The 13,370-nt window shown below is 67.7% G+C and carries 10 protein-coding genes; 4 read left to right on the forward strand and 6 right to left on the reverse strand.

Going from position 1 to position 13,370, the window contains the following annotated elements; translation table 11 throughout:
* The first annotated feature begins 66 nt into the window (after positions 1-66).
* From glgX to glgB, 3 genes are all read left to right on the forward strand, one after another.
* The gene (gene glgX, locus MNR00_RS09135; protein ID WP_241925625.1) at positions 67-2,136 is read left to right on the forward strand and encodes a glycogen debranching protein GlgX; all 2,070 of its coding nucleotides are present in this window, start codon (positions 67-69) and stop codon (positions 2,134-2,136) included.
* A gap of 159 nt (positions 2,137-2,295) precedes the next feature.
* The gene (locus tag MNR00_RS09140; protein WP_241928809.1) at positions 2,296-4,260 is read left to right on the forward strand and encodes an alpha-1,4-glucan--maltose-1-phosphate maltosyltransferase; all 1,965 of its coding nucleotides are present in this window, start codon (positions 2,296-2,298) and stop codon (positions 4,258-4,260) included.
* A complete protein-coding gene (gene glgB / locus MNR00_RS09145; RefSeq protein WP_241925626.1) occupies positions 4,257-6,464 on the forward strand; it encodes a 1,4-alpha-glucan branching protein GlgB in 2,208 nt (735 codons plus the stop codon). Before MNR00_RS09140 ends, glgB begins: the two co-directional genes overlap by 4 nt.
* 9 nt (positions 6,465-6,473) lie before the next feature.
* On the opposite strand, the gene MNR00_RS09150 is transcribed toward glgB, so the two are convergent.
* Together MNR00_RS09150 and MNR00_RS09155 are read right to left on the reverse strand one after the other, a co-directional pair.
* Positions 6,474-7,418, reverse strand: a complete 945-nt coding sequence (locus tag MNR00_RS09150; protein ID WP_241925627.1) for a tetratricopeptide repeat protein — start codon at positions 7,416-7,418, stop codon at positions 6,474-6,476.
* Entirely contained in the window at positions 7,415-9,268 is a 1,854-nt protein-coding gene (locus tag MNR00_RS09155) for a glycosyl transferase (RefSeq protein WP_241925628.1), read from the reverse strand. Before MNR00_RS09155 ends, MNR00_RS09150 begins: the two co-directional genes overlap by 4 nt.
* Positions 9,269-9,442: 174 nt before the next feature.
* Here MNR00_RS09155 and MNR00_RS09160 point away from each other — a divergent pair, with 174 nt between their 5' ends.
* Positions 9,443-10,522 (forward strand): AI-2E family transporter, encoded by a 1,080-nt coding sequence (locus MNR00_RS09160; protein ID WP_241925629.1) that lies wholly within the window; start codon positions 9,443-9,445, stop codon positions 10,520-10,522.
* Here MNR00_RS09160 and MNR00_RS09165 read toward each other — a convergent pair whose 3' ends face one another.
* The 4 genes from MNR00_RS09165 to MNR00_RS09180 all read right to left on the reverse strand — a co-directional run bounded on the left by MNR00_RS09165 (position 10,523) and on the right by MNR00_RS09180 (position 13,370).
* Positions 10,523-10,810, reverse strand: coding sequence for a hypothetical protein (locus tag MNR00_RS09165; protein WP_241925630.1), 288 nt, complete (start codon positions 10,808-10,810; stop codon positions 10,523-10,525).
* A 9-nt stretch (positions 10,811-10,819) separates the two neighbouring features.
* Positions 10,820-11,428 carry a transglycosylase SLT domain-containing protein gene (locus tag MNR00_RS09170; protein WP_241925631.1) on the reverse strand — a complete coding sequence of 203 codons (609 nt, stop codon included), beginning with the start codon at positions 11,426-11,428 and terminating at the stop codon, positions 10,820-10,822.
* 104 nt (positions 11,429-11,532) lie between these two features.
* A complete protein-coding gene (locus MNR00_RS09175) occupies positions 11,533-12,117 on the reverse strand; it encodes a DivIVA domain-containing protein (RefSeq protein ID WP_241928810.1) in 585 nt (194 codons plus the stop codon).
* Positions 12,117-13,370, reverse strand: coding sequence for a phosphatidate cytidylyltransferase (locus MNR00_RS09180; RefSeq protein WP_241925632.1), 1,254 nt, complete (start codon positions 13,368-13,370; stop codon positions 12,117-12,119). The genes MNR00_RS09175 and MNR00_RS09180 overlap by 1 nt, the downstream gene beginning before the upstream one ends.

Raw genomic sequence — 13,370 nt, forward strand, 5'->3', positions numbered from 1 at the left:
CTCGGGATCAGCGGACGCGGCACGCGGATTCACCCGACGACGTCCTGCACGTTTAGGCTGTTCCCCATGTCCGCGCCGACCATCCAGCCCCTCGGAGGCACCGCTCTCGACGACCTCGGTGTGCGTCTGCACGACGGCGGCGGAACCCTGCGCATCTGGTCGCAGAACGCGTCGTCCATCGAGTTGGTGCTCTTCGACGAAGACGACCTCGACTGGGAGACCGCCACCGTCGCCCTCGAGCGCCGCACCGGCGGCGTGTGGGAGGTGACGACCGACCTGCTGCAGCCAGGCACGCGCTACTCGCTGCGCGTCGACGGCCCGCACGGCCCTGGCAACACCTTCAACGCCGAGACGCTGCTGCTTGACCCATACAGCCGCGGCCTCGCACAGGGCGACGGCTACGAGGAATGGCGCTCGGTCGTCATCGTCGACGGCTTCGACTGGGGCGGGATCGCCAAGCCGCGCATTCCGCTGGATGAGACCGTCATCTACGAAGGGCATGTGAAGGGCCTCACCAAGCGGCACCCGGAGGTTCCCGCCGCACTGCACGGCACCTACGCGGGCCTGGCCCACCCGGCCATGATCGAGTACCTGAAAGATCTCGGGGTCACCGCTGTCGAGCTGCTGCCGGTGCACGCCTTCGTGCCCGAGCCCCGTCTGCTCGAACGCGGGCTCACCAACTACTGGGGCTACAACACCCTGAACTTCTTCACTCCGCACACCGCATACGCCACCGAGGCCTCTCGCAACGCCGGGCCGGAAGCCGTGCTCACCGAGTTCAAGGGCATGGTCAAGCTGCTGCACGAGGCGGGCCTCGAGGTCATCCTCGACGTCGTCTACAACCACACCAGCGAAGAGGGACTCGGCGGTCCGCGATCGAGCCTGCGCGGCATCGACAACGCCAACTACTACCGCCAGCAGCCGAACGGCGCGTACATCGACACCACCGGCGTCGGGAACACCGTCAACACGGCCACAGACGCCGCCGCGCGACTCGTGCTGGACTCGCTGCGCTACTGGGCGAACGAGATGCAGATCGACGGCTTCCGCTTCGATCTCGCCGCGGCCCTCGGCCGCGGCGCCACGCACGAGTTCGACCCCCAGCATCCGCTGCTGCTCGCGATCCGCGACGATCCCGCCCTGCAGGACGTGAAGATCATCGCCGAGCCGTGGGACGTCGGGATGGGCGGATGGCAGACCGGCAACTTCCCCACCGGATGGAGCGAGTGGAACGACCGCTACCGCGATCGCGCGCGCAACTTCTGGCTGAGCGACATCGACTACGCGCGCCGCGCATCAGCGCCGGTCGGGATCGGCGGGTTCGCGAACCGTCTCGCCGGGTCAGCCAACACCTACAGCGAGGAGCGCGGCCCGCTGGCGAGCATCAACTTCGTCACCGCCCACGACGGGTTCACCCTGCACGACCTCGTCTCGTACGACGTCAAGCACAATGAGGCCAACGGCGAGGACAACCGCGACGGTGCGGACGTGAACCGCTCGTTCAACCACGGCGTCGAGGGCGAGACCGAGCAGCCCGCGATCCTCACAGCCAGGCGCAAGGCCATGCGCAACCTGATGGGAACGCTGCTGCTGTCAGCCGGCATCCCGATGATCACCGCCGGCGACGAGTTCGGACGCACACAGCGCGGCAACAACAACGCCTACTGTCAGGACTCCCCCCTGACCTGGCTGCAGTGGGAGCACCAGCCGTGGCAGCGGGACCTGCGCGCGCACGTGTCGCTGCTGACGCGCCTGCGCGCCGAGAACCCGGCGCTGCGGCCGGGGCGCTATGCACGGCTCGGCGAGCACGTACCTGAGGCGTCCGAGATGGACTGGTACGACCAGGACGGCCAGACGATGGAGGTCGAGCAGTGGAACGACCCCCGCAACCGCACCCTGCAGTACGTCGCAGCCAGCATCCCGCACGACGGTGAGAGCAATCGCATCCTGCTGATCGTGCACGGCACCGAGGCGCCGATCGATGTGCGACTGCCCGACAGCATCGAGAACGCTTCCTCGTTCGTCTCGCTGTGGTCCAGTTCCGACGAGGCTCCAGCCGCCGAGGAACGCCGCTACCTGCCCGGTGAGGTACTGCCCATCGCGGGCACATCGATGCGGCTCTTCCGGGTCGAATGACACTCATCCTGATGGAGTGACTCCCACCCGCCGGAGCGGTACATTCAAAGTGTGGCGGCTCTGACTGGTGGGGAGACCGCGGGGCTGAGAAGCCCCGCACTGATTCCGGCACGCCCTGCCGCCGAGTCGCCGGCGGTGGGCAGCACCATCGTCGGGCGGATGCCCCTCTTCGACCCGACACCGCATGTGCCGCACGGGCACCCCGCCAAGGCGTTCGTCGGCGAGGTCGTGCCTTTCGACGTCGTCGCATTCCGCGAAGGGCATGACCGCATCGGAGTGCATCTGCGCCTGGTCGATCCGGCCGGCGACGAGACACTGCACCGGCTGACTCCGCTGGCCGACGGCACCGACAGATGGCGCGCGTCGATCGCGATCGAGCTGAAGGGCGACTGGCGCTACCGGTTCGAGTCGTTCGCCGACGACTTCGCGACCTGGGCGCACGATGCCGCCGTCAAGGCGGTCGCCGGTGTCGACATCGCGGTGATGAGCGCACTCGGTGCGCGTCTGCTTACGACCGCTGCGAAGGAGAAGGACCGGTCGGCGGCTGAGAAGCGGATGCTGAAGGCTGCGGCCGCGCGACTCGCGCATCCCGCACCCGACGTTCTGCACGCCGTCGCGGCAGACGAGGACGTCGCGGCGGCATTCGCCGCACGCCCGCACACATCACTCGGCTCGCAGACCGCATGGCAGACACTGCGGGTCGAGCGCACCCTCGCCGGAGTGGGCGCCTGGTACGAGTTCTTCCCCCGCTCCGAGGGCGCCGTGCGCCGCAAGGACGGCAGCGTCAAGAGCGGCACCTTCCGCACGGCGATGAAGCGCCTGCCCGGTGTCGCCGGCATGGGCTTCGACGTCATCTACCTCGTGCCGATCCACCCGATCGGCACCACCAACCGCAAGGGCCGCAACAACACCCTCACCACCGAACCAGGTGATCCCGGCTCTCCGTATGCGATCGGCTCCGCAGACGGCGGTCACGACGGCATCCATCCCGAACTCGGCACAGAGAAGGACTTCCGTGCCTTCGTCCGCGCCGCAGGCAAGGAGGGACTCGAGGTAGCGCTCGATCTCGCGCTCCAGGCCTCCCCCGACCATCCCTGGGTCGCCGCGCATCCGGAGTGGTTCACGACCCTGCCGGACGGAACGATCGCGTACGCCGAGAACCCGCCGAAGAAGTACCAGGACATCTATCCGCTGAACTTCGACAACGACCCAGTCGGCATCTACGCCGAGATGCGGCGCGTGGTGATGCACTGGGTCGCTCAGGGGGTGAAGATCTTCCGCGTCGACAATCCGCACACCAAGCCACTGGCCTTCTGGGAGTGGCTGATCGCCGAGGTGCGGGACGAGGATCCCGACGTCATCTTCCTCGCCGAGGCGTTCACCCGCCCTGCGGTGATGCGCGCGCTCGCCGCGATCGGCTTCCAGCAGAGCTACTCGTACTTCACCTGGCGCAACACCAAGGCCGAACTCGAGGAGTTCCTGACCTCGGTCTCGCACGAGACCAGCGATTACATGCGCCCCAACCTGTTCGTGAACACGCACGACATCCTCACCGAGTATCTGCAGTTCGGCGGCCGCGCCGCGTACCGCATCCGGGCCTGCATCGCCGCGACCGCCGCCCCGATCTGGGGAGTGTACGCGGGGTACGAACTCATCGAGAACGTCGCGCGGCCGGGGTCCGAAGAGAACATCGACAACGAGAAGTACGAGTACAAGTTCCGCGACTGGGCCGGCAGCGAGGAGCGCGGCGAGTCCCTTGCTCCCCTGCTGCGGCGCCTCAACGCGATCCGCGACGCGCACCCGGCACTGCGACAGCTGAGGAACCTCTCCGTGCACTGGAGCGACGATGACGCCGTGCTCGTCTACTCCAAGCACCTGGACGGCGCCTTCACCGCCACCGGCGAATCCGACACGCTCATCATCGTCGCCAACGTCGACCCGCACTCCGTCCGGGAGACGACAGTGCACCTGGACACCCGCATCTGGGGTGTCGAACCCGGTGACGACTACGAGGTCGAGGATCTGCTCAGCGGAGCGATCTGGACCTGGAACGACCACAACTATGTGCGACTCGACGCGTTCGCCGAGCCGGTGCACATCCTGAGGGTGAAGGAGCGATCATGAGCTATACCGAGGATGTCTCCGTTTCCGAGCAGTGGCGGAAGGCCGCACGCGGTAGCCACCACGATCCCCACATGCTGCTGGGGGCGCATCCCACCACGGATGCCGTCGGCCGAACCACCACCGTCATCCGCACGCGACGCCCCCTCGCCGAATCAGTGAGCGCCGTCTTCGCGGACGGCGACAGACTGACGCTCGCGCACGTCGCGCACGGAATCTGGGAGGGCACGCACGCGGGCCCGCCAGTGCCCTACCAGCTCGCGACCGTCTACGCGGGGCAGAACGAGGCCCTCGCCGGCGACCCCTACCGCCACCCACCCGCGATCGGCGACCTCGACCTGCACCTGATCGGCGAAGGGCGACACGAGCGACTGTGGGACGTGCTGGGCGCACACCCAAGGGTGTTCGACGGCGACACCGGCGTCGAATTCGCCGTCTGGGCGCCGAACGCGCAGGCCGTGCGCGTGTGCGGCGACTGGAACGACTGGAACGGCGAGGGCCACGCCATGCGCTCCATGGGCGTGAGCGGCGTCTGGGAGCTCTTCATCCCCGACGTCAGCGTCGGCAGCCGGTACAAGTACGAGATCCTCACCGCTGAGGGTCGGTGGCAGCTCAAGGCCGACCCGATGGCGCAGCAGGCCGAGGAGCCCCCGGCGACAGCATCCGTCGTCGCGCTCAGCGCCTACCAGTGGGGCGACCACGCCTGGCTCACGCGCCGGGCGGCCACGCATGCCGTGGCGCACCCGATGTCGGTGTACGAGGTGCACCTCGGCTCGTGGCGCGGGGGGCTCGGATACCGCGACGCCGCTGCACCGCTCATCGAGCACGTCAAGACCACCGGATTCACCCATGTCGAGTTCATGCCGCTCGCTGAGCACCCGTTCGGCGGCTCGTGGGGCTACCAGGTCACCGGATACTATGCGGCGACGAGCCGCTACGGCTCACCAGACGACCTGCGCTACCTGATCGACCAGCTGCACCAGGCAGGCATCGGCGTGATCATGGACTGGGTGCCTGGCCACTTTCCCAAGGACGAGTTCGCGCTCGCGCGCTTCGACGGGCGCGCGCTGTACGAGCACGCCGACCCCCGCCGCGGCGAGCACCAGGACTGGGGCACGCTGATCTTCGACTACGGCCGCAGCGAGGTGCGCAACTTCCTCGTCGCGAACGCCCTGTTCTGGCTGAGCGAGTTCCACGTCGACGGACTGCGCGTCGACGCCGTCGCCTCGATGCTGTACCTCGACTACTCGCGCAGCGACGGCGAGTGGGAGCCGAACGTGCATGGCGGCCGCGAGAACCTCGAGGCGATCCGCTTCCTGCAGGAGGTCAACGCGACCGCATACCGGGCGCACAAGGGCATCGTGATGATCGCCGAGGAATCGACCGCCTTCCCCGGCGTCACCGCGCCCACCGACCACGCCGGGCTCGGATTCGGCTTCAAGTGGAACATGGGGTGGATGAACGACTCGCTCGTGTACATGCACCGCGACCCCATGCACCGCTCACACCACGAGGGCGAGATAACCTTCTCGTTCGTGTACGCGTTCGGCGAGAACTACATGCTGCCGATCAGTCATGATGAGGTCGTGCACGGCAAAGGCAGTCTGCTATCACGGATGCCGGGCGACCATGCCCACAAGCTGGCGAACGTCCGCGCCTACCTCGGCTACATGTGGGGTCACCCCGGCAAGAAGCTGCTGTTCATGGGCCAGGAGTTCGGTCAGATCGGCGAATGGTCCGTCGACCGCGAACTGGACTGGTGGTTGCTCGATCAGCCCTCGCACGCCCAGCTGCAGCGTTTCGTCGGCGCCATGAACACGGTGTACCGCGCGCAGGCGCCGCTGTGGGAGCGTGACAGCGACAGCACGTCGTTCTCGCGGCTGGGAGCACCCACCTGGGACCCGAGCGTCGTCGCGTTCGAGCGCAGAGACGCACACGGCGGTCGCCTTGCCGTCGTGACGAACTTCGCGGGCGTCACCCGCACCGGTTACCGACTGGCACTCCCTGTCGAAGGGGCATGGCAGGAAGTGCTGAACACGGATGCCGCTGAGTACGGCGGCAGCGCCGCCGGCAACCTCGGCATGATCTCAGCGCACAAGGACGCTGACGACTCGCCGGCGATCGCGACCGTCACGCTGCCTGCGCTGTCGACGCTGTGGTTCCGCTACCAGCCGGATCCGCACCTGCCGACACCCAGCCAGTGGTGAGCGGGGCGTCTAGAACAGCAGCGAGGCCAGGCGGGTCCGCGCGGATGCCACGCGCGGGTCCGCTGACCCGACGAGGTCGAACAGCTCCACCAGACGCTCGCGCACGCGCGCACGCTGGTCGTCGTCGGATGCTGCGAACAGATCGAGCAGGCGCCCGAACGCGTCATCGATGTGACCACCGGCGACGTCGAGGTCGGCGACCTGGAACTGCACGTCGACGTCCTGCGGGGCAGCTGCTGCCGCGGCACGCACCTGCTGCAGATCAAGGCCCTGCACGCGGTCGAGCAGTCGCACCTGACCGAGCCCGGCCTTGGCATCCTCATCGCGGGGGTTCTCCGCCAGCGCCTTCTCGTAGGCGACGACCGCGCGTGCGTAGTCGCCGGCCTCGATGGCGTCGAAAGCCTCCGCGTGCAGCGGCGGCAGCGGTGGCTCCTGCGGCTCTTCAGCCGCGTCAGCAGCATCCGACGCGTCGCCTGTCGGCACGCTGCCGGTGACGCCGTTCTGCGCGGCCACCTCGAGCAGCTTCGCGAAGACCTCGCGGACCTGCTCTTCGGGCACGGCTCCGGTGAACATCGGCACCGGCTGGCCGCCGATGAGCGCGACGACCATCGGAATCGACTGGGCGCGGAATGCCTGGGCGATCTGCGGATTGGCGTCCACATCGACCTTCGCGAGGACGACGCGACCGTTCTGCTCCCGCGTCACCTTCTCGATGATCGGGCTCAGCTGCTTGCACGGGCCGCACCATTCGGCCCACAGATCGACGACCACCGGCACACTGCGGGACAGTTCGAGGATCTCGCCGAACGAGGCGTCGGTCACGTCGACGACGACGCCGCCATTCGCCGAAGCGGTCACTGCCGCGGCAGGGTCGGATGCCGGCGCCTGGGCCCGCCCGCGCAGAGAGGAGAGGTCGACGGCACCGCGAAGCGCCGCGGCAGAGATCTCGGTCACTTGATCACCTTCACGCTGAGGAGGTCCTGGTCATAGGCGAGCAGACGGATCTGCTCATTCGAGCCCTGCGCCGGCACGGCGAAGAACAGCTGAATCGAGTATGTCGTCTGGAAGCCCTTGGCGGACTCCTTCACACCGGTGAGCGCCTGTGCCTCTTGATTGTCGCCGAGGCGGATCATCGCATCGCCACTGGTCGGAGTCACCGTCTCGGTGTCCAGCACGCTGACGGCCACCACGGCACCGCTGTCGAGCGTCGCCATCGACAGTGGGTCATCTGCGGAGGCGACCATGTCGAACGCCGTCTTCGAGGTCTTCGCAGCCCCCTTGTCGGCAAGCCCCTTGGTGACGGCAGCACGGCTCTCTCGCACGGTCTCGGCCAGCTTCTGCGCCATGTCGTCGAAACGGCCGGCGTACTCGCTCTTGTCGCCGGCGTCGACGTAGTCGGCGAACGCCGCGGCAAGCTCGGCAGGCGGCAGCGAAAGGAACGGCGAGTCGGCAGGCACTCGAGTGGTGCCGAGCCAGGCCGGGGCCACATCAGGGAACTCCGAGGATGCCGGCATATCCGCCATCTCAGCGATCTTGTAGTCCGCCCACGGGTCGGCCTGCGTCATCGTCAGCAGCACGGGAGGGACGGTGTCGTCCTTCTCAGACACGGTGAGGACCAGCACGGTGCGCGGCCAGCTGTCCGTCGCCTCCGGCAGCAGGATCTTCACCTTGTCGCGGGGGGCGGTCAGCGCGCCCTCGCGCTCGGCGATCTTGCTGCGCAGCGTGTACTCGGTGGTCCTGCCGGCAAGGGCTGCACCGGTCAGGCGCGTCGCGGCAAGGTCGATGTCGAGGTCGGTGTCGGCCTGTGCGACCGTCTCGGCGATCTCGGAGACGATGCGCTGTCCCTGCTTCTCGCTCACCACCGGCGGCTTCTGATCCTCGGGCGTGACCACCGTCGGAGTGGGGGTCGGCGTGGGCGTTGCAGCGTCGAACTGCGGCCAGGACTCGGCAGAGCATCCGGTGGCGAGCACAGCCGTCAGCGCAAGGGCAGGCAGCCCGATCGCCAGGCGGCGACCGGTTCCGGCGCGGCGCTGTGCGCGCCCTGGTGCTTTGTCGTCGCCGGAGCTGGAGCCCGTGCCTCCGGCTGGACGCTCGCCGGCACTGACGCCGTCTGCGAGCGCCTCCGCTTCAGGAAGGCTGATCGGCTGGGTCTCCGGCAGCGGGCCTGCGCCCTTGCGCAGCGGCCCACGACCGCGTCTCTGGTGGCGGATCGCCAAGAAGTACAGCACGAGGCCGACGAGCAGCAGCAGGGCACCTGCCGCCATCAGGGGGCCGGCCAGGGGCGTGCGGGTGTCGAGCGGCCAGGTGAGCAGGATGTCGTCAGGCGCCGGCTCGACGCCGTCGCGCGCGATGAGCACACTGTGTCCCTCGGTGAGCTGCATCTCGGCGACGAGCGAGTCCTTGTCGCTGAACGAGTCCAGCCACAGGTCGGATCCGGCGGGGTTGCGCCCAGCGGTCTCGCCGCCGTCAGCAGGTTCCTGCTCGGCAGCGACCGGAGTGGACTTCGGGTCGCCGGCCTTGGTGAGCGTGACATGGGTGTAGGCGGCGTCGGAGAGCCACGATTCCATGTCGGAGGTGCGACCGTACGCGACGAAGATGTCGCCGCTGCCTCGCACGAGCAGCGTCTGCAGCCCGTCGTGTGCGTCGAGCACTGCGGCGTCGACGAGCACGAACGGCGCGGGGTCGTCGACGCTCAGCTCCATCCGCTGCTCAGATGGGCCCATGAAGATGGTGCGCTGGGCGATCCCGGCTCCGATGAGAACCGTGGCCAGCACGAAGGCCACGACGGCCCATACGAAACGCACGAATCAGCTCCTTACGTGACCCCGGGCATTCGCCGATGGTCTCCGTTCGACATTCGAGACTAGCGAAATCACCTGTGCGTTGCCCACGAGCGACGTGCACACGGCCTATGCGGCAGGTCGCGTAACCCTGGGAACGTGAGCCATTATGCTTTCCGCAGGGCGATCAGGAGAGCAATGAAGATCCACAATCCGTTCCGCACCGCGCTGGTGGCGACGCTGGGCGTCGGCCTGGGCATTCTGATGCTCACGAGCATCCAGACGCTTTCCACGATCATCCTCTACATCGGCACAGCACTGTTCCTCAGCCTCGGCCTTGATCCGCTGGTGACGTGGCTGGAGCGCCGCGGGCTGCCCCGCTGGCTGGCAGTGCTGCTGACGATCCTGGCCGTGCTGAGCGTCTTCGCCGCCGTGGTGCTGATCGTGCTCCCGGTATTGATCCAGCAGATCTCCGAACTCGTCGAGCAGGTCACCCCGCTCGTGCAGAACGGCGAGGAGACGACCGACGCGTTCAAGCTGTGGCTGACCGAGACCTTCCCGAACCTCGCCGTCGATGACGTCTTCGCCTACATCAAGGACTGGTTGGAGCAGGAGGACTGGCAGCGAACCGTCGCCAGTTGGACGGAGTCGATCGGCCAGGGCGTGCTCGTCCTCGGCGGGGCGGTGCTGGCGGGGCTGTTCGGTGCGTTCATCGTGCTGGTGCTCACCATCTACCTGACCGCCTCCACGCCGTCCCTGAAGCGATCGGTGTATCAGCTGGTGCCGGCTTCGAAGCGCGAGCGCTTCATCGAGATCGCCGACCAGATCACCGACTCGGTCGGCCACTACGTGATGGGGCAGGTCTCGCTTGGTGTCATCAATGGCATCCTCAGCGCGATCTACCTCTCTATCATCAATGCGCCATTCACCGCCGTGCTCGCCGTGATCGCGTTCTTCTTCTCGCTCATCCCGCTGGTGGGAACCCTGACCGGATCGACGATCATCGTGCTGGCCTGTCTGCTGCCCGGCCTCGGCTCCCCCGCGACCGCACTCGCAGCGGCGATCTACTACCTGATCTACATGCAGGTGGAGGCGTACTTCATCGCGCCCCGCATCATGAGCCGCGCGGTCGCCGTTCCCGGGGCCGTCGTCGTGATCGCTGCGCTCTCTGGCGGCGCGCTGCTCGGGCTGCTCGGTGCGCTCATCGCGATCCCGGTGGCTGCGAGCATCCTGATCATCTACCGCCAGGTCGCGATCCCGCGCATGGAGAAACGCTAGTCAGCCGATCCGCCAGCAGTGCAGGTGCCAGTGTCGGCGGGCGGCCAGATCGGCCGACTCCCCCATCACTCCGTCGGCGCGCCACACAACGACGTGGGCGGTCTGCGGGGCGATCGTGCCGTGGCATCCGGGGCAGGTGTACGGCTTCACCGCCTGCGCGGCTGAGACCGGCTGCACTGTCCACTCGCGGCCGCCGCGGGTCTCGGTGCGCTTCCACCCCGCCAGAAGGCGCTCGAAGGAGTCCTCCGAGTCAGGGCGCTCAGGGCGTCGTCTGCGTGATCGTGCCATGCCGGTGGCTTACCACCAGTGGTTGCGGGTCCAGAAGTTGTACGCGTTCGCCCAGCTGCCGTAGCGACCCACGGCGTAGCCGTTGCCCCAGCGCAGGTTGTCGACCGGGTTGTATCCGTTGCCGGGCACCTTGCTGCATGGCAACGCCTGCACGAGTCCGCACGCACCAGACGAGCTGTTGGTCGCGTTCGGGTTCCAGCCGCTCTCGCGGGAGACGATGTAGTCGACGTAGCCGTAGTCGCTCGCGGCGATCCCGGCTCCCGCCATCCATTCTTCCTTCGACCCGCCACCGGAGTAGCGAGGAGGGGCGACACTGCCGCCGCCGCTGCCGCCGGAATCCGAGGAAGCCACTGCTGGCTTCGGCTTGGGCTTCGGCTTGGGCTTCACATAGACCTCGAAGCCGCTGCGCACGACCGGCTCGATCTGCGCGCCTTCGACGCTGACAGTGATGCTCTGCGTGTCGTCGGCCGCCAGCGAGAACGCCGTCTGAGTGGCATCCTTCGCGGTGGGATCGGCGACAGCCATGCCGGTCGGCGCGATCATCGCAGCAGAGAACCCGACGACGGCGAGTCCGGCCAGCAGAGCGCTGGCACGTCGGCGTGCCGGGGGCTTCTTCACGGACCTGGGCGCCTGAGGGCGCGCTGAGGTCGAGATCAATTCGTTATCGGGAGTCACGATGGCCATCAGTCTATGCACAGCTCCCTGAGACATCCATGAGAATCTCAGCGAACAGCGAGCATCACCTCAACGGTGGCATCCAGCAGAGCATCGACCTGCTCCTCCCGGTACCCGCCCCGCTGCATGCGGAACGCCGCCCCGCGCACCTGCTCGACCGTGAGGGCATCGCCCTCGCGGAGGAACGCCGAGATGCGATCCGTGACGTGGTCGACTTCATCGATCCGATAGCCGAAGGTCAGGACTCCCGTGCGCGCGAAGCGGTGCTTGTGGGGCCGGCTGAGGTGATCGAGCACCCGCTGAGCCTCTTCCCTGGCGCCGGCGACCCAGGCGTCGACGCCCATCTCCCGCACCGATCGCTCCCTTGCGCGGGACGCGAACGCGTCTTCGACGCGGGCGAGTGCCGCATCGACGTCGGAGATGACGTACCCGTGCTTGACCAGAGGGAACGACGCAGAGCGCACATCTTCGGCACCGAAGCCGTCGCGGTCGTCTTCGAAAGCAGCGCGCGCCGACTCGAGGAAGTGGTCGACCGCTGCCCGGTGATAGCCGCGCTGACGCCCCGTGGTCAATGCGAACGCGGGCGGTGTCTCGTCGTCGACGGTGAGTGCATCGAGGTCGGTTTCCATCATCACGATCCGATCCATGGGGCGAGCAGGAAGGAGAGGGCGAGAGCGGGGACCGTCGACGGCAGGATGCTGTCGAGCCGGTCGAGCAGCCCGCCGTGCCCCGGCAGCCAGGAACTCATGTCCTTGATGCCGAGATCGCGCTTGAGCATGGACTCGCCAAGATCGCCGAGGGTGGCGGAGAGCAGGATCGCAGCACCGAAGATCAGACCGCCCCACCACGGCAGGTGGAGCGCGAACACCGACATGAGGACGCCGACCACCAGAGCGCCGACGAACGCACCGGCGAAGCCTTCCCAGGTCTTCTTCGGGCTGATGCGCGGTGCCATCGGGTGCTTACCGAAGGCCAAGCCGGACGCATAGGCGCAGGTGTCGGCCGACACCGCGATCGCCACGAACGACAGCACCCACCACTCGCCGTTGTCGCGGCTGAGCAGCATCAGCGCCACCGAAGTCAGGAACGGCACGTACACCTGCACGAAGGCTCCGACGAGCACGTCCTGGAGCACGTCTCCGTACGTGCGACCGTCCTGCGCGATCATCTGCGCGACCATGCGCCACACCATCACGAAGGCGACTGCGGCGAAGAGCACGACCCAGCTGAGCCAGAGCGCCGAGAAGTAGCCGACCAGCAGTATGGCGAGACCGCCGACAAGCTGCGGGACGATGTCGATCCGGCGCCCACCGGCACGCAGGGCGCGGGAGAGCTCGTAGGTGCCGAGAAGGCCGGCGGCGACCGCGAAGGGGATGAACAGCGCCTTCACGAACAGCAGTGAGGCCAGCAGCACTGCGCCGATGGCGACGCCGATGACGATCGCGACGATCAGGTCGCGCCCTGTGCGCTGCTTGATGCGCTCGTTCGCCTGGTCGAACTGCTCACGGGCCTGCGACACATGCGACTCGAGCTCGCCCCGCGCGGCCCGCAACTGGTCGCGGATCACGTTGTGGTCGCCGGTCTCGAACTTCGCCCGATGGGATTCGGGAGTGTCCGGTGCCGGCATGGGCGGGCGCGGCGGGACGCTCGTCGCGTCGAAAGCCGGGAACGCGGCATCCGTGAGCGGAGTGCCGGCGACTGGCGTCGATGGCTCGGAAGCAATCGTCGGCAGCGGCTCCGACGGAGCCCCGCTCTCTGCGGAGGCAACGTCGTCGGCATCCGACACGTTCTCGCCGGAGTCGGGATCCACCCGCCTCGGCTGCCCGCCCAAGCGGGCTTCACGCCGCGTGAGCGGGCGTTCCTCGGAGTCGCTGTCGTCAGACAT

It is taken from the genome of Microbacterium sp. H1-D42 (assembly GCF_022637555.1).
In the GTDB taxonomy this organism is placed as follows: domain Bacteria; phylum Actinomycetota; class Actinomycetes; order Actinomycetales; family Microbacteriaceae; genus Microbacterium.